Below are 20846 nucleotides of genomic sequence, written 5' to 3'. Positions count from 1 at the left end.
ATCGTGCTCCTGGAAGTGATAAATGGGAAGATGTCGAGTGGGATTGGGCGATAGAAAAAATTGCAAAAAATATGAAGGAATCACGTGATCGAACTTTTAAAGTGACTGAAAATGGAATAACTGTTAATAAGACTGAAGCCATTGCTTGTTTTGGAGGAGCCGCCTTAGATAACGAGGAACTTTACTTAATAGGTAAGTTAATGCGCGGAGGAATGGGATTAACCTATATTGAAAACCAGGCCCGAATATGACACAGTCCAACGGTTGCCGGTCTGGCACCTACTTATGGCCGTGGAGCAATGACCAATCATTGGAATGATATTCAACATACGGAATGTGCACTAATCATTGGCGGGAACCCTGCTGAAAATCATCCGATTAGTTTTAGATGGCTTTTAAAAGCAAAAGAAAGAGGAGCAAAAATTATTTCAGTAGACCCGCGTTATACAAGAACTTCTCAACAAGCAGATATATATGGCCGGCTTCGATCCGGTACCGATATCGCTTTTATCGGTGGCTTGATTAATTATGTTTTTGAAAATAATCTTTACCAAAATGAATACGTAGTGGCCTATACAAATGCATCCTTCATTGTTGATGATGCCTATTCTTTCGAAGATGGTCTTTTTAACAGCTATGATGAAGAAACAAGAAGTTATGATACTAAGACGTGGAAGTTTAAGACCGATGAGGAAGGTAAGTACCTCACAGATCCAACCTTACAAAATCCCCGATGTGTATTCCAACTAATGAAGAAGCATTATTCTCGATATGACATCGATACAGTTGTGGGAGTGACAGGTACAGATAAGGCTGTCTATAAACAAATTGCAGAGACTTATACAGCTACTGGTGCAAAAGATAAGAGCGGAACAATCATGTACGCAATGGGAACTACCCAACACACGGTAGGTACTCAAAATGTCCGGATTTATGCCATGTTACAATTACTTCTCGGAAATGTTGGGATGCCTGGCGGTGGTGTTAACGCGATGCGAGGAGAATCGAACGTTCAGGGTTCTACAGATTTTGCATTACTTTATGATAATGTAAATGGTTATATGGAGGTGCCAACTGCTACCCCTGAAGAAGCAACCTATCAAGGATTTCTTGAGAAAATCACACCTAAAACAGGCTATTGGGCAAATAAACCTAAATTTTATACAAGTTTTTTAAAAGCATATTATGGTGATAACGCAACTACAAATAATGAATTTGCTTATCAATATCTGCCGAAGCTTACCCCGAAAAAAGATTACTCACATATGAGAGTATTCGATGCCATGTACGAAGGAAAGATAGAAGGGGCCTTTATGTTTGGGCAAAATCCAGTTGTTGGCGGACCAAATTCGGGACAAGAACAAAACGTACTTAGTAATTTAAAATGGCTGGTAGCTATCGATCTTTGGGAAACAGAAACGTCTTCCTTTTGGCAAAAAGAAGCAGGATCAGACCCGAATTCGATTGACACCGAAGTGTTTTTATTACCAGCATGTTCGTCATTTGAGAAAGAAGGTTCCGTTACAAACAGTGGTCGCTGGCTTCAATATCGGTGGCAGGCTATTAAACCAAAAGGTGCTTCAAAAGCTGATTTAGAAATCATACATCTTTTAGCGTTACGCTTAAAAGAGCTGTATAAGGATAGTATGAATCCAGCTGATGAACCAATAAAGGCGATGACGTGGGATTATGGAGTAGGAGAACACCCTAATATTGATCTTGTCAACCGTGAAATCAACGGTTATGACATGATAACAAAGAAACAAATAAAGAGCTTTAGTGATTTAAAGGATGATGGATCTACATGCAGCGGTATTTGGATATATTGCGGCTTCTATCCAGAAAATGAAAATCTAGCTAAACAGCGTGATAATACAGATGAAGGAATGGGTAATTTCTTAAACTGGTCTTTCGCCTGGCCTGCAAACCGGCGGATTCTGTATAATCGGGCCTCAACGGACCCAAGCGGTAAACCATGGTCACAAGATAAGGTTGTGATCTATTGGGATGAAATAAAAGGTGAGTGGACTGGTTATGATGTCCCTGATTTTACAAAAAGCAAAGCGCCATCTGCTGAAGGTGGTTTAGATGCCTTTTTAATGCTACCAACCGGAAAAGGTGGATTATTTGCCGTCCGTAATGAAGGACCTTTTCCTGAGCACTATGAACCATACGATAAACCAGTTCCAAATGCCTTTTCATCGGTTCAGTTTAATCCAGCATCCAAGTTTGGACTGAAGGAAATGAACAGAAAAGGGGATGTAACCAAATATCCAATTATCGCGACAACATATCGTTTAACTGAACATTGGCAGTCCGGCTCGATGACTCGTAATCAGGAATGGTTATCACAATTAATGCCGCATATGTTTGTTGAGATTAGTGAAGAACTTGCAAAGGAAAAAGGTATCAACAATGCCGATAAAGTCATTGTCAGCTCCGCAAGGGGAGAGATTGAAGCCTTTGCTCTTGTTACAAGGCGATTTAAACCATATCAGGTACAAGGCAAGAAATTTCATCATATCGGAATGCCATGGCATTTTGGATATAAAGGAATTGTCACAGGTGGTATTGCAAACCGGTTAACACCACATATCGGGGATGCAAATACAACGATGCCAGAATATAAAGCATTCCTTGTTGATATAAGGAGGGCTTAACCAATGGCTGAATATATTAAGTTTGTCGATGTAACGAAATGTACAGGTTGTCGTGCATGTATGGTGGCGTGTAAAAACTGGAATGACCTTCCAGCAGAACCTGAAGAGTTTCGAGGAACCTATCAATCCAATCAAAATGTGACAGCTTATACCTGGAATAATCTGACCTTTACTGAAAATGAGAACTCTAATGGCAATTTTGATTGGTTATTCCGCCATTCCACTTGTTTTCACTGTACGATAGCTGGATGTGAATTGGCCTGTCCGGAAGATGCGATTAGCCATACCGAATTCGGCTCAGTTGTTATTGATGCTGATAAATGTGTCGGCTGCGGATATTGTGTACAAGGCTGTTATTTTGATGTCATTCAGCTTGCCACATACAAGGATAAGAATGGAAGGGAATATCGGAAAGCGCAAAAATGTCATCTTTGTACAAATCGCTTGGAAAATGGTTTTGAGCCTGCGTGTGTGACAGCCTGCCCTACAGATGCTATCACCTATGGGGAAAAAAATGATCTGTTACGTCAAGCAGAAGAACGATTAAAGGTCGTGAAAGAGCGTTATCCAAATGCAAATATTTACAACCCTCAAGGTATTGATGGTACAGTAACCGTGTATTTATTAGCAGATAAGCCTTCCGTATACGGATTGCCAGAAAATCCAAAAGCAAAGCTTTCACAAGTTGTCTGGAAAGACTATGCACAGCCACTTGGTAAGTTAGCAGTTGGTGCAACAACTATTGGAGTTCTAGGTGCCATTATTACAAACGGAGCACTTGCTCTGAAAAATAGAGTAAAAGAAGGTGAAGATCATCATGAGTAATGGGCAGATAAAAAAAGTCAAACGTTTTACTGTTCATTTTATCATTTTTCATTGGGCCTACGCCTTAGCCTTCTTCGTACTTTATTTGTCAGGTCTTGCTATGTATACGGAGTTTTTCGATTGGCTCTATGTGCTATTTGGCGGTCCTGCAATGGCAAGGCTTATTCATAGAATAGCAGCGGTTATATTTATATTATCACCCATTTATATGCTTATTTTTGACCGGAAAAGCCTTTTTCATTGGCTTAAGCAAGTGGTAACATGGCGTAAAGCTGATATCATATTCCTTATGCATTTTCCAAAGGAACTGTTCTTTGGAAATGCAAAAGTACCTAAGCAGGATTTTTTTAATGGAGGAGAAAAGCTGAATTCTGCGATGCAGATTGTTTCCTTCTTTATGTTTGTAAGTTCAGGTATCGTGATGTGGTTTCCACAATATTTTTCACAAGACATTATCAATTGGTCCTATCCAATTCATAATATAGCAGTTGGATTATCTCTTATGGTTGTTGTGGGGCATATTTACTTATCTATTGGACATCCAAATTCACGTCCTTCGATCGAAGGGATGACAACCGGGAGTGTTCCTGAATCCTATGCTAAACATCATCATGGCCTTTGGTATGATCAATTAAAAGCAGAAGAAAATGAGCATCAAAGTAATAAAGGTGCTTAAAAACGAAAGATAAAAAAGAAGAGGGGCTGACAATTAAAAATGTTAGTCCCTTACAATTCAGAATATCTAATATCATTTAAAATACTGATAGAACTAAATAGGAATTTTTTGTAGGAGTCAAGTTGATGAATCTGCCTTTTTTATTTTGAATACTATTAGTGAGGTGACTAGGATGACGACAAGTGTTTTAAGCCCTGAGTATATTCAGCTTCAAGAAATGATTGCTGAACTATATGAAAAATGGATGCATACCCTGACTGAACAAAAAATTGTAATAAAGGAAAGAATAGATATGAAGTACTATCCGATTCTTCCACAACTTAATATACAAATAAATGTAAAGGATTACCGTTCATTTGTTCATGAGCTTTCTACACTGATAAAAGAAAAAAAACCTGAATTAAAAGAAACAATAACAAAGATTGAGGCATTACTGGACGACGCAATGGCGGAAAAATGGTTTAAAGAAGCTATTATTGTTAATTCCTATTATTTCACTAAATTTTCTGAAGAGAACAATCTTCCTGAATGGTTAGTTTTATTTACGGCAGAACATGCTGCCCGTCCATATATACAAAAGGCCGCCTCGGAGCTAAGTGAAAAGTTTACTGTAAGTGGGCATATAGGTGGTTGTCCCATATGTGGAGAACCATCTAGACTAGCTATTATAAACCAAAAGGGAAAAAAAGAAGTCACTTGTCCGCGGTGTCATTATGCATGGGAGGAAAAGAAAATCAGCTGTGCACATTGCGGAACTGAAGAACAAGGACAAGTCGTGATATTAAGAATAAACGATGGTGAAACTTCAGACATTTATGCATGTAAATCATGTAAAGGATATACAAAAGTAATTGATATGAGAAAATTAGTTAATGTTCCTTCTCCTAATCTATTAGATTTGCATTCTATTCACTTAGACTACATTGCCCAAGAAAATGGATATGGAGAGCCAAAATTTCATTACATTTAATTTGGTTGCTAAGCATTCGATTTTTTCACTAAATTATTTAAGTAATGATTAAAAATCCTACCATACCCTTTTCCATATGACCTGGAATCGTGCAAAAAAATTCATATGTTCCTTGTTTCAGAGGGGTGAAGGTTATTTTTGCTTGTTTTCCTGCAGGTGCATGCAAATGGAACTCGCCCTTTTTATTTATATGGTCCTGATGGTTTCCTGTCCCATTTACATCAAATGGGCTGTTTTTAATTTCAATGTCATGGTCAATTGAATCCTCATTTTTTAAGATGAGAGACACATTCTGACCTTTCTTTACAAAAACTTTTCTAGGATTATATGAAAACTGTGAGGGTTGAACATTTATAGTTAATTTAAGTTGTTGATTTTCCTTGCGAAATAATTCTTCATTATGGTTCAAATGATGACTTTCTTGATTAGGTGAACTTGATTTTGATAAGGTCACAAAATTGTTTAATTGATTTCCTGAAAATAAGTATACTAATAAGAAAAAAAAGACAAAGAATGGCTTGAGAAACCATTTTTTGTTATGAATTCCCACTCTGTTTTCAGAGGGTTCTAATAAGATTGGAAATAAGAACAAGGTACTTACAGACAAAGTTAGAAAGAGATTAATCATAATTATAGATTGACTATTAGGAATCATTTCTCCAAGCATAGCTCCCATCATACCACCCATAAGCCCACCCATGAAGCCTTCAAGGGAAGGAATAACTCCAAAAATTAACCCACAAATGGTTCCAGCAAGAATACCTCCCAAAATAGAGTATAGCGTTGAATAAAAAAGATTACCTTGATAAAGTGAACCTAATAAGATTCCAACAGTTAATCCTACACTTGTTCCAATTGACATTGAGAGTATCATACCTGACATAACTTTTAACCTGCTTTTATAGTTATAAGACATAATAGAAGCAATAACAAACACGAGAAAAAGGGTTGACGCTACAAAGTAATGGAATAAATTCATCTATTAAACACCTCCCTGATTGCTATATCATATGAATTTTAGCGAAAGTACATGCCAAATAAGTGTTAAGAAAGAATATTCACATTTAATACTAATAATATTAATTAAATAATTAGTAGTATTATATTTACTCCTAAAATACTAGATATAAAAGTTTAAGAGGTGTAAAAATATGAGAGAAAAGAATGGAAAGTTTATATTCTTTATACGACTAAATACCATTAACATCTTTATTTTAATATTTGGTATAGTTTTCATTGTTAACTTTATAGATTTTAAGCTTCAATTCTCGTCTAGGCTTTTTAATAAAACGAGTGAAAAGAGGTCTTCAAATATGTTTCTCTATCTGATTTCTAGAGAGACACCACAGCTTAGAACTGTGATAGATCAAGAGAACACTACATCTATTTTAATACCACATGTTCTTTTTACTTCAATGACCAATGTATGGCCAGACGATATTCGAATGTATCTAGGAGGAGAACATCTGGTTTTTCATCATATAATACTGAAATAGCTGTCGCAGAAAATGGAACAAATCTCACTAACTTACCAGTAGAGTACGCGCCACCACTAGAGGTATTGTTAAAGGAGATAAAAGAATAAGAAAAAGGACTAAGTATTAGTCCAGATTCGAATAGTAGTCAGAACTCTACACTTGCACCAGACACAGGGGAAAAAGTAACGTAATTAACTATATATAACAAAGGTGAGGTGATATTGTGTGTGATTCTAATCATTTTATTGAGCAAGAGGCTTATCAAGTCAGTGAAGAGATACGGAAAAGTTCATTGTATAACGTGGTAAAGAAATTACTTATAAAGAATATTGCAAAATGCAAAAAAGAAGACATGAGGGGTTTTGGTTATTTTTTTATGAGCACCGGTTATGTGATTATCATGATGTTCACATTCGTTCATTATCTAACCTAAATATGACTGACTTTGGAATAAGTTAATGTATAAAAGGAAAAGGGTTATCTCAATTAGAAATGATTTCTTCTAATTTGAAACAGCCCTTTTAAATTAGCTACGATTATAATTAGTTGTGATGCTGTTGGTGATCTTGATTTTGTTCCTGCTGTTGATTTTGCTGCTGTTTCACTGGTTGGTTTAAACCTGTTATGGTATCTGGTATGGCTGTAAAGACAAGAATAATGGATATAATAGAAGAAATAAGATAAACCCAGGCTGCAGGACGGTCTTTCGACCATTTGCGCTTAGCTACTCTGATAAACCATAATGACAGAGCTAAAGAAACTAGTAAAAATACTAATCTAATGGATGGGGGTAATGCCAATAGACTTGTTCCTAATGTAGTCAATCCTAGTGCAATTAGAAGTGTATGCAACCAGTGATGAGAAGAGGCTATTATAGCAAATAGTACGGAACTAACTGCTTTCAAAAATGTTTTTTCTTTTTTAGGTTTAGAGTGATTGGTATTTTGGGTCATATAAAACCTCCGACAATTTATTAATAAAGGATGTTTAGTATAGAAAAAGAAGAGGGCTACTCGCGTTAAAGTAAGCGAGTATAGCCTCTTCTTTCTCTATGTAAAAAATTAATCTTGGAATAGAGCGGTAGACAAGTATCTTTCGCCTGTATCTGGAAGTATCACGACAATTGTTTTTCCTGTATTTTCAGGGCGTGCTGCCACTTGTGAAGCTGCAGCAATGGCAGCACCAGAAGAAATTCCAACCAATATACCTTCTTCTTTTGCTACTCTCCTTGATGCTTCAAACGCTTCTTCATTTGTAATTTTGATAATTTCATCATAGATGTCGGTATTTAAGACTTCAGGTACAAATCCAGCTCCAATGCCTTGGATTTTATGAGAGCCCGATTTTCCTTCAGACAAAACAGGTGAAGCTTCAGGTTCAACAGCAATAGAAAGAACAGTAGGTTTTCGATTTTTTAGCACTTCTGATATTCCGGTAATGGTACCACCGGTGCCGATACCACTGACTACAATGTCTACTCCACCTTCTGTATCATTCCAAATTTCCTCTGCTGTCGTTTTCCTATGAACCTCGGGGTTTGCAGGATTACTAAATTGCTGAGGAATAAAGTAATTTTCTAATTCATCAGCTATTTCATATGCTTTTTCAATAGCGCCTTTCATACCTTTCGCACCTTCAGTAAGGACGAGCTCTGCCCCAAATGCCTTCAATAATTTGCGGCGTTCTATGCTCATTGTATCGGGCATAACAAGAATACAGCGATAACCTTTTACAGCAGAAATATATGCAAGAGCAATTCCTGTATTACCACTCGTAGGTTCAATAATAACGGTTTCTTTGTTTATTATACCTTGTGCTTCAGCGCTTTCAATCATGGCAAGCCCAATACGGTCTTTAACGCTTCCTAGTGGATTAAAATATTCTACTTTTGCTAAAACTTCAGTTTCTGCTTCATTACTAATCCTGTTAAGACGGACAAGAGGGGTATTGCCTATTAATTCAGTAATATTATGAGCAATTTTTGGACGATTTAGTATTGTTGACATGAATAATATTCACTCCTTTTTTATGCTTCTATTTATAAATTAAACAGGTAGATAAGCCCAACAATGCCAATAATGCCTATTAACCAAGGAAAAAAAGTATTCTTTGAGGAAACATTTTCTGAATGATTATGTTTATTAGATGAATGTCCACCACCACAACAACCCATTTCATTTTCTCCTTTCTATTTTCAAAAGTTATTAGTAACTCAGTTATTAGTTTAAATAATGAATATGGAGAAATTATGAATTCACAAATTGTTCAAATTTACAAGTTAACTAGGAATCTTAGGTAATTCTCATGAAGAATTAATCTTGGTCTCAGCATACTTGCTTAGAATGAGATTAAAGAAAGTAACATTCTGATTAGGAGATGATTATATTGTTTGCCATAAACAAAATTTTGGAAAAAACCTTTGGGGGTTAGTTAATAATCCAGGTTTGGTTAATAAGAGATAAGCTTTCTGATGAATTTGGCAATCAATATGGTGTGCACTTCATCAATATTGATTGCAGCCATAATGGTTATCATAGGCAGTTTTTATTAGTACCAAGGTAAAATATAGTTAGAAAATTATTGGAAAATGCATGGGAGTAATTTTTTCTTTGAAAAAATTTTTTAGATAAGTTTATGTTTCTCAATACTTTTTGCAAATTTATTGATTAAGTTTAGAGTGTGAGAATTAGTAAAAGCCTTAAATAGCAATAATTACTTTTTTTACTGCCAAGGAGGAATTGATGGAAGTTATGAAAAAAAGTTACTTGGGAATCGGAATAATAGCATTGGTAATCATTATGATAGGCGTTATGTTAGTTCCAAGCTATAACGGTTTTGTGAATTTAGAAGAAAATGTGGACCAATCGTATGCTCAAATTGAGAATCAATTACAGAGAAGGCTTGATTTAATCCCAAACCTTGTCAATACGGTAAAAGGGTATGCTGCTCATGAAGAGGACGTGCTAACAGAAATTTCAGATGCACGTGCAAGGCTAGCTGGGGCTAAATCACCGGAAGAAGAAGCAACTGCTAACACAGAAATAACTAGTGCTTTAAGCCGATTGCTTGTTGTGGTAGAAAATTATCCCGATTTAAAAGCAGACCAGCAGTTCATACAATTAATGGATGAACTATCAGGGACAGAAAACAGAATTTCTGTAGCTCGAAAAGATTATAACGATCAGGTTGCTGAATATAACAAAAAAGTAAAAAACTTTCCTGGAATGATTGTGGCAAATATTACAGGATTTGATGAAAAGGAGTATTTTGGAGCAGATCCAAGTGCACAGCAAGCACCCGAAGTTGACTTTGGAGGAAATGAATAATGAAAAGTAAACGGATTTTCAGCATTTTTGTGATGTTTTTCACCTTTTTCCTTTTTGTAGGGAAATCATTTGCTGAGGATCCTTCAATTCCAGCTCCAGTCGGAGATATTTATGTACAGGATTTTGCTGGTGTCTTAACCGAGAAGGAAAAGGTGGAAATCAGTAGCATTGGAAGAAGTATTGAGGATCAGACAACTGCACAAATTGTTGTCTTAATTGTTGATACAATCGGCGAAAAAACTATTGAGGATCTTGCCAATGAAGCGTTTCGTCAATATAGAATCGGAAGTAAAGAAGAAGATAACGGAGTATTAATGATTCTTGGGATGAATCCTTCACCTGGTAAGGATGAGAGACCCTTAAGAATTGAAGTGGGTTACGGTTTAGAAGGGCGACTTCCTGATGGAAAGGTTGGAAGAATTCTTGATGATATTACGATTCCATACTTGCAAAATGATGAGCCGAATCGTGCAATAATTGAAACATATAAGGTATTAGCGAATGAAGTACTAGATGAATATGGTGTTGAAGAAGGACAACAACAGGTTAAGCAACCTATTCAACAATCTACAGAAAATGAGGGAATTGGGATTCCTTCATGGTTATTGGTGATTATCGTTGTAATAGTATTATATTTAGACTTTAAGTATTTTGGAGGAGTACTTACTCATATTCTTCTCTCCATTTTGTCCCGAGGAGGCAGAGGCGGTGGTGACGGCCCTAGAGGTGGTGGAGGTGGTTCCTCAGGAGGTGGTGGAGCAAGCAGGGGCTGGTGAAAATTGGTATAATGAACAACTCTTTATAAAAATAATTATATTATATTGTTTGTAAGGAAAGAAAGGGTGCCGATTTATGGAAATGTCAGGTATGTCAATGGAAAAGTGCCAAGGTCAGATCCAGCAAAAAGCTTCTAACTTTGCTATAAGAAAATCTAGGGATCAAGTAGAGGAAGATGGCGAGTTTAATAATAAGATAACGGGAGAGGAGAATAAAAAATCTTTAGAACTTGCCGCACAGCCATACCTTGGAGTTAACATTAATTTAAAAGTATAGTAGAGAACTCGGTTAAACGGGTTCTTTTTCTATTTAAGCATAGTATCCTTCAAATAAAGATACCATACGTACTGATTATCATCTCAAGGGACATCTTGCTATTTATTAAGTTTTTGTGTCTCAATACTTTTTGCATATTTATCCGTTATATTTTAGTTTGTCAATGTTGTTAATATTTTTAAATCGTAATAATTACTATTTACTAGGCGGAATTATGAAAAAAATTAATTATATTCTGTTTGAATAAAATGTAAAAAAGCGGGTATCAGAGGTGTTCTAACGAGAACTTGGTGCAGAAATGCTACCTTTCCACAATTTTTAAGCATTAAATGAGAAAGATATCAAGAATGGTGAAGAATATGTTTCAATTATGGAAAATAACACCGAAACTTTAGAAAGCCTTGGAATGATTTTGTATAAATGAATCAAAATTTGAAAATTCTTGAAGCGTCTATTTTAAACGTTTTTTATATCATCTTAATAATTTATAGATAGAGTGATTAGGAAAGTTGAAATTTATACACATTTTCTCGATAAAAAATTCATTTTTAACTTTTATGATAGAGAAAAAGTTAGGAGTGATTATGAATACAATGGTTACTTTATTTTTAGAGAATCTAAGAGAGAATACAAAGGAAATGAGGAAATATAGATGATACCTATGTTTAGTATTGGTCCACTAACATTTTACTTTTTTGGCTTAATGATTGCTATTGGTTCATTAGTAGGCCTTTACATTTTTACTAGAGAAGCTAAACGACAAGGGCTTGACCATAAAGTATTAATGGATATAGCTATTTATTCATTAATAGGTGGAATTGTTGGAGCACGGATTATTTATATATTAGTTTATAACCCTTCTTATTATTTCTCTAACCCATTAAAAATATTTTCTATACATGAGGGTGGACTTTCTATTCACGGTGGAATTTTAGGAGGATTATTAGTTGGTTATTGGTTGTTAAAACGACATAAGTTGCCATTTTGGAAAACATTGGACATAGTAGCTCCAGCTTTGATTATAGCTCAAGGAATTAGCAGGATTGGTTGCGATGTATTCGGAGGGCCGATATCAAGTGCTTTACCGTGGGGAATTGAGGTCAATGGGGAGTATCTTCATCCTGCACAAGCGTATGAATTTATATTAGATTATTTATTATTTGGATATCTCTGGTTGCGCCTGAAAAAACCTTCCTATTCAGGTCAAGTTTTTATTCACTATCTCATTGGATTTATGGTCATTCGCGGTATTGTAGAATTTACAAGACTAAACCCAATGGTTTTTGGTCCGTTTAGTGTTAGCCATGTTATGAGTTTAATAGGGATTATTTTCGGGATAATATTAATACAATATCGAAAGAAAAGCGATCCGATCCATAATGGAAAGGTGATTAAGATAAGTGATTATATAAAAACTGCCTTATTTATATTGGTAATGATAGCTGTATCATTAGTAGTCTATTATTTTGTTCAAGGCTAGAAATGTAAATCAAAGATTAAAATTCTTAAGTTATTTTCAGATTCATTTCAGCTACTATTAAGGAAGAACATTTAAAATTATTTTATAGAAAATTGATAGGAGGAGTTTTTATGTCTGAAGAAAAAGTCACTATTGAGAAACACTGTTGTGGTGAAAAGGAAAAACATAAACATAAAGAAAAAACTGAGCATCAACATGCCAAGCATGGCGATGAACATTGCTGTAAAAAAGGGAATGAGCATCATGACCACCAGCATCATTGTCATTAAAAATAGCGAAAAAAGCACATTAATATTTAGTGGGAATGTCATTTTAAAAATCGTCTGGAATATGATTCTAGACGATTTTTTTAAAACCATAAAAAATATCAATAGTGAGGATTAAAGATGAAGAAAGCAAAAAATAAAACAGTTAAGAATTATTTGTTAGAGTTTGTACTAGTACTAATTGTGATCGCAGCAATGATTCCTATAGTTTTAAATGTTGTTGAAAGTTTTGGCAATAAAGAGGATGGAAAGAGCACACGTGTAGAAGTTTCTATGGCTGGTTTTTCTCCAACCACTATTCAGGCTAAAGCTGGAGAGGAGATAACCATTCAATTAATAAATCCTGACAATTCAGCTCATTCTGATGGGGGTGGGTGGCATCAATTTGCAAACGATGAACTAGATTTTGATTATAAACTATCTCCTGAATCTACTAAAACGATTACTTTGAAAGTCGATAAACCTGGAGAGTATGAATTTTATTGTGATATATGCTGTGGTGGACGCGAGAATCCGACTATGCAAGGAAAGCTAATTATAACTTAGTAGAGGAAGAATATATGAAAATACCATTAAAAAATACAATTATAGGTTTATTTATATTCTTTATTTTATTTTTCTTTGCGTTTTTATTTAACCAGAATACAATGGCAGCAAATATTGCTGCTACAACAAGCATAGTTCTACTGATTGGATTAATGTTATTGGCCGGAATTTTGGACGGATTCAATCCTTGTGCATTTAGTACATTATTGTTATGGACAGGATTTTTACTTAATCGTTTTGGATCAGAAATTGATAATGGTGTGGACATTAGAAGGCAACGAAAAAATATTCTAAGCTATGCCTTTTTTTATGCATTTGGTATTTTCTTTATCTATATTCTTTTAGGATTAGGAATACTCGAATTATTTCAATTATCATCAATCCAAACAAAAATACTAGCTCAAGTTTCGGGATTTGTTGTTGTTATTCTCGGAGTTTTAATGGTACGCGATTCAATTTTTAAACAGTCAAAAGCCATTATTAAAATGCCCGCCTTTTTACATCCAATCTATAAAAGGTTTAGTAGACCTACTTCAAAACTAGCAAGTTTTTTTAGTGGAATTGTCATTGGACTCTGTAGTGTACCATGTGGAGGAGCAATCTATATGGCTATTTTAATAATCATTCAATCTAAACAATTTTTAGTTAAATATCCGTTGTTATTTGTATATAATCTTGGTTTTATTTTACCTGTTGTCATATTTGCATTTATCCTTTCGAATAAAAAACTGTTACAGAGAATAAGCCAAGATTTTATTTTAATGAGAAGCAAACTAAGATTAATGATAGGAATCATCACAATACTAATGGGTTTATTTGCAATTTTTATATCATAAAGTAAGTGTATTGAATGAATGGAAGCATCTTGAAATATAATTCTTAAGTAATTCTTAGGTTCATTTCAGCTAAGGTTAAGTAAGGCTTGTTAAAATCAAACTATAGAAACGAAATAAGAAGAAAGGAGAAGGCAAAATGGAAACTCAAAAAAATAGTCATATCCATGACCATCAAAAAAAGGGTGTAAACCATCATGAGAATCATATCCATCAGCAAGAAGAGTTCGCAGAAGAAAGTGAATACCGTTCTTTAATGAAAAAATGGTGGTTTGCAGCAGCTATTTCGGTTCCTATTATTGTTGTATCGTATCCGAATTTTATTCCGGGTATACGTGATTGGCTTCAAATGGGAAGCGAGGAATTATGGTGGGCCAGATTAATCATGGGCTTTTTTGCTCTCCTTGTCATGATTGTAAGCGGAAGGCAATTTTTTATCGGAATGTGGGAAGGATTAAAACAACGTTCAGCTAATATGCACACGTTAATTGCAACCGGTGTAAGTGCGGCTTGGCTCTATTCCCTTGTTGCCTTATTTTGGCCAGAGATTTTTCCAAAAGCAGAAATGGCTGAGGTTTATTATGATGTTACCACAGTTGTTACAGCGTTAGTTATTCTCGGTATGGCGATGGAGGTAAAAGCAAAAGGCCGTTCCTCAGAAGCTATCAAGAAATTGGTTGGACTTCAGCCCAAAACTGCAAATGTAATCCGAGAAGGGAAAGAAGTAAAAGTACTGATTGAAGAGGTGATGATTGGGGATAAGGTAGTTGTCCGACCAGGAGAAAAAATTGCGATTGACGGGATCATTATAGAGGGAAATTCTGCTGTTGATGAATCGATGTTAACAGGTGAATCCATGCCGGTTGAAAAAACTCCTGGGAATGAGGTATTTGGTGGAACGTTAAATAAAACAGGTAGTTTTACTTTTGAAGTAACAAAGGAACAAAAAGATTCAGCCCTAGCCAATATTGTAGAAATGGTGAAACAAGCACAGGGCTCTCGTATTCCTGTTCAAAAGGTGGTTGATAGAGTATCGGCTTACTTCACTCCTGGGGTAATCATTGCTGCGATAGTAGGATTCATCGTTTGGTATAACTTCGGGCCGCAGCCAGGCTGGGTATATGCGTTAATAGTTGCCGTGACGACTTTAATTATAGCGTGTCCATGTGCACTAGGAATGGCAACTCCGATGTCATTAACAACAGGTGTTGGAAAGGGAGCCGAAAACGGTATTTTAATTCGCTCAGGGGAAGCCTTACAGATTGCCCAAAAGTTAAATACAATTGTATTAGATAAAACAGGTACAATTACGGAGGGAAAACCATCCTTAACAGATATCGTATCATTAGGAAAATATAATGAAGAGGATTTACTTAAATTTAGTGCTTCCATTGAGCAAGGATCAGAACATCCCCTTGCAACAGCGATACTAAGTGACGCGGATAAAAAGAATGTTGCACTAGTTAAAGTTAACGGATTTAATGCTGTACCTGGGCATGGTGTAGAAGGAGTTATTGAGGGAAAAAGAATATTTTTTGGTAATTTAAAGTTAATGAAAAAAGAAGGCCTACAACTTGAGGGATTTAATAAATATGCAACAGCTATGGCAGATGAAGGAAAAACACCTATGTTTTTGGCTATTGACGGAGAGGCAGCAGGGGTCATAGCAGTAGCTGATACTGTAAAGGAAGACTCACAATCTGTCATACAGGAATTGCAAAAAATGGGGCTAGAAGTGGTTATGATTACGGGTGACAATATACGTACAGCCGAAGCCATTGCTAAGCAAGTAGGAATTAAAAGAGTGTTGGCTGATGTACTTCCTCAAGATAAGGCGGAAAATGTACGTAAGCTACAGGCAGAAGGCAAAAAAGTTGCAATGGTTGGAGATGGAATTAACGATGCCCCTGCCTTAACACAAGCAGATATAGGTATTGCTATTGGAACTGGAACGGATGTAGCTATTGAGGCGAGTGATATTACTTTAATTTCAGGAAGCCTACAAGGGGTTGTGAGTGCCATTAAGATTAGCCGGGCAACTATGAAAAATGTTTATGAAAACTTGTTTGGAGCTTTTATTTATAATACAGTCGGAATCCCCATTGCTCTAGGTGTCCTATATCCATTTACAGGTATATTGTTATCACCTTTGCTTGCAGCAGCGGCTATGGCTTTTAGCTCCGTGACTGTCATTTTAAATGCGAACCGATTAAAGGGTCTAAAGCTTAAAACATTTTAATGGAGTTGATAAAAATGGATGTTTCAAATTGGATCGTTTCGGTGGGGGGGTTACTGTTAATTGGTGTAATTGCTTGGTTTTTCTGGGGACCAAAAAAAGGAGGAAGCTTCGCTGAAATAGGCAAATCTGGTTATCAAGAAACGACTATTCAAGTTAAAAATGGTTATCATCCTGCTCGAATAATCGTACAAACTGGGAAACCAATTCGATTTGAGTTTATGAGAGAAGAAACCGTTGCATGTTCAGAAATGGTCATTTTTCCTGATTTTCAAAAAAGTACTACTTTGCCTGTTGGACAAAAGGTAACCATCGAACTTCCGCCAGTACAGGCTGGAACCTATGATTTTACTTGTCAAATGGGAATGTATAGAGGAACAATCATTGCCAGAGAGGAAAAGAAATAATGACCCAAGTGACGTATCAAGATATATAGTTTACTATCGATTAAGGGCTAAGATTTATTATCTAGATATTATTATAAATCTTAGCCAAATGTTTTTAAGTTTCTTAAGAAAATTAAAAAGGAGTAACTCCAAAAAAAGATAAAGTGAAGACTTTCACGTAACTTTAAAGATTGTATTTATGTTTAAGAGTTATACTTGTTATATATAGAAGAAAATAATAAATGAGGTGAATATTTGATTAAAGAGCAGATCAAAAATGTATTGTCCGGGTTCTCGTTATTCTATGATCTGAATGATTATGAGATAGATAAAATTGTTGATATCTCTATTTCAAGAGAAGGGAAAAAGGGAAGCCATGTTTTTTTACAGGATGAACCAATTAGGAATGTGTATTTCATTTACGAAGGGAAAGTAAAAATATATAAAACTGATATGAACGGAAAGGAACAAATTGTTTCCGTATTAAAAAAAGGAGATATGTTTCCACATGTAGGATTTTTTAGAAAAGGAGGGTATCCAGCCTTTTCAGAGGTACTAGAGGATGCAATGCTTGTTGTTGTTCCTATAGTGCAATTTGAAGAAGTGTTAATTGAGAATCCTGAGCTATGTATAAAAGTCTTTAGGGTATTAGGGGAAAAAATTGTTGATTTACAAGAGCGTTTAGAATCACAAATTCTTAATAATACATATCAAAAAATCATTAAGTTACTTATTAGACTGGGAAAAGAACACGGGCAAGTACTTAAAGATGGACGTATTCTTCTTAAAGGAGAATTTACAAACCGGGATCTTGCAAATATGATAGGAACAACGAGAGAAACGGTTAGCCGTACGCTTACCAAACTTAAAAAGGAACAATGTATTGAAATAGATTCTGATCATGATATAACTTTTGACCCTGATCTATTAGACGAAGAGATTTTCTCGTAGTATTTAATCATTTTTTGAAATAAGATTGGACAAAAAGAAAGTGATACATAGGGGGGACCCAGTGAATCACTTTCTTTTTATTAATATTAATAAGATATGATTAATATTAATAATTCATAATTCATGTGATAGCAACATTTTCTTTTAACAGGATCGCTTAAATCCATCATTTCTCGATATATTTTTATTAAAGTGAGAGGGTAAAGAATGAATTAGGAGGGATTTTTATGCACGGTGTAAATCAAACAGCCTATGGATTATGGCCTGCAGTTATTTTTAACATCTTGTTTTTTGGGTTGTTTGTATACTCAGCCTTTAAACCAACTACAAAAAGGGATTGGAGAACTTTAGGGGCATTTACAGCATTTATGGTAGCATTGTTTACTGAAATGTTCGGTTTCCCTTTAACCATTTATATTCTGACTTCTATTTTAGGTCAAAACTATCCAGTACTTGATCCATTTACTCACGCGAACGGACATTTATGGGTAGCACTAGCAGGGGGTTCACCAGTTTTATTTAATATATTACATCCTTTAAGTAATGTATTAATATTCAGCGGTCTAATTATTATTGCAGTCGGTTGGAGAGGAATTCATGCTGGTACTGGTCGTTTAATAACGAAGGGTATTTATCGATTTGTACGTCATCCTCAGTATAGTGGATTTATGCTTATGATTATAGGTTTTCTTGTTCAATGGCCTACATTCATTACCTTAATAATGGCCCCTATTTTAATGGTTATGTATAATTGGCTGGCAAAAAAAGAAGAGAAAGTAATGCTTAATTTGTTTGGAGATGAGTACATATCATATATGAAGGATGTGCCCAGATTTTTTCCAAAGATTCATTTTGGGGGTAATAAGAAAAAAAGCAGTTATAATCACATGGAAAATTGAATGATTAAATAATCGTTATTGATTAAGTATTTTTGAAATTTTCGCGAAAATTTATGAATTTTTTATTATTCCTCCCAGGTATATGATAAAATATTATAAACCGGGAGGGGGTATATAAGGTGTGCGCAAAAATAGTGGTAATCGATGATGATCAGAAAATTGCCTCAATGATAAGAAGGGGTCTTACCTTTGAAGGCTATGAAGTTTTGGTAGCTAATAATGGAAGAGAAGGTTTAATGAAGATTCTTGAACAACCCCCAGATCTTGTTATTTTAGATGTGATGATGCCGGGAATTGATGGGTTAGAAGTATGTCGTAGATTAAGAAAAGATGGAAATATTCCTATTCTAATGGTGACCGGGAGGGATTCAGTAGCAGATCGTGTTGAAGGGCTTGAAACTGGAGCAGATGATTATTTAGTTAAACCATTTGCTTTTGAAGAACTGGTAGCTCGTGTTAAAGCACTATTAAGAAGAACAGAAAATAATATAGCAAAAGATTATATACATTTTTCAGATTTAACCCTAAACTTAGCTTCTCATTCAGCAAAAAGAAATGGGCGACTGATTGAATTATCAACAACGGAATATAATTTATTGGAACTATTTATGCAAAATCCAAAAAGAATATTATCCCGTGACTTGATTATGGAAAAAGTTTGGGGCTATAACTTTAAGGGTGAGTCAAATGTACTTGAAGTATATGTAGGTTATTTACGTCATAAGCTGGAAAACCAAAATGAACCTAGATTGATTCATACAGTTAGAGGGTCAGGATATGTGATGAAGGAATGAGATCATTACCTATTCGATTAAGACTAACGCTCTGGAATTGTTTATTATTTGGAATAATAATAGCTGTTGTGATTACTGTTATCTATTACACTCATAAACAGGATTCTTATAATAATGTTGACTTGATGCTGTCAAATATTTCTTCACATGTAGATGAGGAGATTACTAGACAGTTGAATGAAGGGATTCCACTAGAAAAGGTAACCGTCTCAGCGGATTCATTGTCGGTTAATGAAATTGCTGTAATGGTTAAAAACAATAATGGTGAAATGATTAAAACCAATTCACATCCTTTCTTTAAGGGTCATCAATTGATAAAAAATAATAAATTATTAGAAGGCCCTATGTATCAGACAATTACTGATGAGAACGGAGTAAGAATTAGAGTTAACATTAAGCCGATTTTTCAAGATAAGGTACAGGTTGGGTTAATTGAGACTTTGTATTCGCTTTTTACACTAGATCGTTCAGTACAAAAATTTAAATGGATTGTAATTAGTTTAACTGTATTAGGTATTGCGCTTGCATCTGTGGCAGCGTGGTTTCTAGCAAAGAAGACTCTGTGGAGAGTTGACTTAATTGGAAAGACAGCTAAAGCAATTACAGCCTCTCAAGATTTTAATCAAAGAGTACTATATACCGGTCCCCCTGATGAGCTGGGGCAATTATCGGAGACCTTTAATCAAATGTTAGATAGCTTAGAAAAGGCTTATAAAAATCAAAGGCGTTTTCTGTCGGATGCTTCCCATGAGCTTCGGGCACCACTAACTACGATTAGAGGGAACCTCGATATTTTATATAAAATGAAAAACATACCTGAATCAGAGAAAGAAGAGATTCTAGGCGACATCAGAAATGAAGCTATTCGAATGTCAAAACTAGTTTCAGATCTTTTATCACTTGCACGGGCAGATGCTGGACAAATTTATCAAAAGAAAGTAATTAACTTATCTATGATTGCAACAGAAGTAATGGGAGAAATTGATTTATGGGAAAAAGAAGTTAGTGTTAATGCGAATATTATAGACCATCTAAACATCTGGGGAGATCGAGATTTGATTAAACAAGTCTTGATTATTTTAATAGATAATGCTATCAATTATACACCTTCAAATGGAGAAATTTTCTTAACTATTACAAAAGAGAAAAGGCAGGCAGTTATTCGTATTCAGGATTCAGGAATTGGCATTCAACCAGATGAATTGCCTTTTATCTTTGATCGATTTTATCGTACTGAAGCAGCAAGAAGAAAATCCCCAGATGGAACAGGTCTTGGACTGTCTATTGCTAAGTGGATTGTTGATGAGCATGAAGGAAATATCGAATTAAAAAGTAAACCGGGAGAAGGTACTGCTATAACCACTTATATACCTCTTGTTGTTCATTAGATCCTGTCAACATTTGAACTACTTACAGCTTACTTTCTAACGAAATGTGAAGGGGGAGATTCCTGCGAACATTAGTGTA

At 35.2% G+C, this 20846-nt stretch carries 20 protein-coding genes; 17 read left to right on the top strand and 3 right to left on the bottom strand.

Going from position 1 to position 20846, the window contains the following annotated elements:
* The 4 genes from fdnG to ACHUFV_RS21165 all read left to right on the top strand — a co-directional run.
* The coding region (gene fdnG / locus ACHUFV_RS21180; RefSeq protein WP_394237616.1) for a formate dehydrogenase-N subunit alpha at positions 1–2660 on the top strand (2660 nt) is incomplete at its 5' end.
* A 3-nt stretch (positions 2661–2663) separates the two neighbouring features.
* Positions 2664–3485 carry a 4Fe-4S dicluster domain-containing protein gene (locus ACHUFV_RS21175; RefSeq protein WP_394237614.1) on the top strand — a complete coding sequence of 274 codons (822 nt, stop codon included), beginning with the start codon at positions 2664–2666 and terminating at the stop codon, positions 3483–3485.
* Positions 3478–4161 (top strand): formate dehydrogenase subunit gamma, encoded by a 684-nt coding sequence (locus ACHUFV_RS21170; protein ID WP_394237612.1) that lies wholly within the window; start codon positions 3478–3480, stop codon positions 4159–4161. Before ACHUFV_RS21175 ends, ACHUFV_RS21170 begins: the two co-directional genes overlap by 8 nt.
* A gap of 217 nt (positions 4162–4378) precedes the next feature.
* Positions 4379–5131: a formate dehydrogenase accessory protein FdhE gene (locus ACHUFV_RS21165; protein ID WP_463516476.1), complete on the top strand. Its 753-nt coding sequence runs from the start codon at positions 4379–4381 to the stop codon at positions 5129–5131.
* Positions 5132–5168: 37 nt separating this feature from the next.
* On the opposite strand, the gene ACHUFV_RS21160 is transcribed toward ACHUFV_RS21165, so the two are convergent.
* The 3 genes from ACHUFV_RS21160 to cysK form a co-directional block, all read right to left on the bottom strand.
* Positions 5169–6068: a plastocyanin/azurin family copper-binding protein gene (locus tag ACHUFV_RS21160; RefSeq protein ID WP_394237609.1), complete on the bottom strand. Its 900-nt coding sequence runs from the start codon at positions 6066–6068 to the stop codon at positions 5169–5171.
* 1083 nt (positions 6069–7151) lie between these two features.
* Entirely contained in the window at positions 7152–7562 is a 411-nt protein-coding gene (locus ACHUFV_RS21155; protein ID WP_394237607.1) for a hypothetical protein, read from the bottom strand.
* A 108-nt stretch (positions 7563–7670) separates the two neighbouring features.
* Entirely contained in the window at positions 7671–8615 is a 945-nt protein-coding gene (cysK, locus tag ACHUFV_RS21150) for a cysteine synthase A (RefSeq protein WP_394237605.1), read from the bottom strand.
* A 744-nt stretch (positions 8616–9359) separates the two neighbouring features.
* Between cysK and ACHUFV_RS21145 the strand changes: the two genes are divergently transcribed.
* The 13 genes from ACHUFV_RS21145 to ACHUFV_RS21085 all read left to right on the top strand — a co-directional run bounded on the left by ACHUFV_RS21145 (position 9360) and on the right by ACHUFV_RS21085 (position 20767).
* The gene (locus ACHUFV_RS21145) at positions 9360–9935 is read left to right on the top strand and encodes a LemA family protein (protein WP_394237625.1); all 576 of its coding nucleotides are present in this window, start codon (positions 9360–9362) and stop codon (positions 9933–9935) included.
* A complete protein-coding gene (locus tag ACHUFV_RS21140) occupies positions 9935–10711 on the top strand; it encodes a TPM domain-containing protein (protein ID WP_394237603.1) in 777 nt (258 codons plus the stop codon). Before ACHUFV_RS21145 ends, ACHUFV_RS21140 begins: the two co-directional genes overlap by 1 nt.
* Before the next feature lie 76 nt (positions 10712–10787).
* Positions 10788–10988, top strand: coding sequence for a putative motility protein (locus ACHUFV_RS21135; protein ID WP_394237601.1), 201 nt, complete (start codon positions 10788–10790; stop codon positions 10986–10988).
* 661 nt (positions 10989–11649) lie between these two features.
* A complete protein-coding gene (lgt, locus tag ACHUFV_RS21130; RefSeq protein WP_394237599.1) occupies positions 11650–12468 on the top strand; it encodes a prolipoprotein diacylglyceryl transferase in 819 nt (272 codons plus the stop codon).
* Positions 12469–12578: 110 nt separating this feature from the next.
* On the top strand, positions 12579–12737 hold the full coding sequence (locus ACHUFV_RS21125; RefSeq protein ID WP_394237597.1) for a hypothetical protein: 159 nt from the start codon (positions 12579–12581) through the stop codon (positions 12735–12737).
* Positions 12738–12854: 117 nt separating this feature from the next.
* Entirely contained in the window at positions 12855–13280 is a 426-nt protein-coding gene (locus ACHUFV_RS21120) for a cupredoxin domain-containing protein (protein ID WP_394237595.1), read from the top strand.
* 14 nt (positions 13281–13294) lie between these two features.
* The gene (locus ACHUFV_RS21115) at positions 13295–14116 is read left to right on the top strand and encodes a cytochrome c biogenesis CcdA family protein (protein WP_394237593.1); all 822 of its coding nucleotides are present in this window, start codon (positions 13295–13297) and stop codon (positions 14114–14116) included.
* Positions 14117–14252: 136 nt separating this feature from the next.
* Positions 14253–16352, top strand: coding sequence for a copper-translocating P-type ATPase (locus ACHUFV_RS21110; protein WP_394237591.1), 2100 nt, complete (start codon positions 14253–14255; stop codon positions 16350–16352).
* A gap of 14 nt (positions 16353–16366) precedes the next feature.
* A complete protein-coding gene (locus ACHUFV_RS21105; RefSeq protein ID WP_394237590.1) occupies positions 16367–16756 on the top strand; it encodes a cupredoxin domain-containing protein in 390 nt (129 codons plus the stop codon).
* A gap of 234 nt (positions 16757–16990) precedes the next feature.
* Positions 16991–17686: a Crp/Fnr family transcriptional regulator gene (locus ACHUFV_RS21100; protein ID WP_394237588.1), complete on the top strand. Its 696-nt coding sequence runs from the start codon at positions 16991–16993 to the stop codon at positions 17684–17686.
* A gap of 227 nt (positions 17687–17913) precedes the next feature.
* Positions 17914–18585, top strand: coding sequence for a methyltransferase family protein (locus ACHUFV_RS21095; RefSeq protein WP_394237587.1), 672 nt, complete (start codon positions 17914–17916; stop codon positions 18583–18585).
* Positions 18586–18704: 119 nt separating this feature from the next.
* Positions 18705–19379 (top strand): response regulator transcription factor, encoded by a 675-nt coding sequence (locus ACHUFV_RS21090; RefSeq protein WP_394237586.1) that lies wholly within the window; start codon positions 18705–18707, stop codon positions 19377–19379.
* Positions 19376–20767, top strand: a complete 1392-nt coding sequence (locus ACHUFV_RS21085; protein ID WP_394237584.1) for a HAMP domain-containing sensor histidine kinase — start codon at positions 19376–19378, stop codon at positions 20765–20767. The genes ACHUFV_RS21090 and ACHUFV_RS21085 overlap by 4 nt, the downstream gene beginning before the upstream one ends.
* The last annotated feature ends 79 nt before the right edge of the window (positions 20768–20846 follow it).

Source organism: Niallia oryzisoli (assembly GCF_043641075.1).
Classification (GTDB): Bacteria; Bacillota; Bacilli; order Bacillales; family Cytobacillaceae; genus Bacillus_BD; species Bacillus_BD oryzisoli_A.
This window is presented reverse-complemented; position numbering and strand designations above follow the sequence as displayed.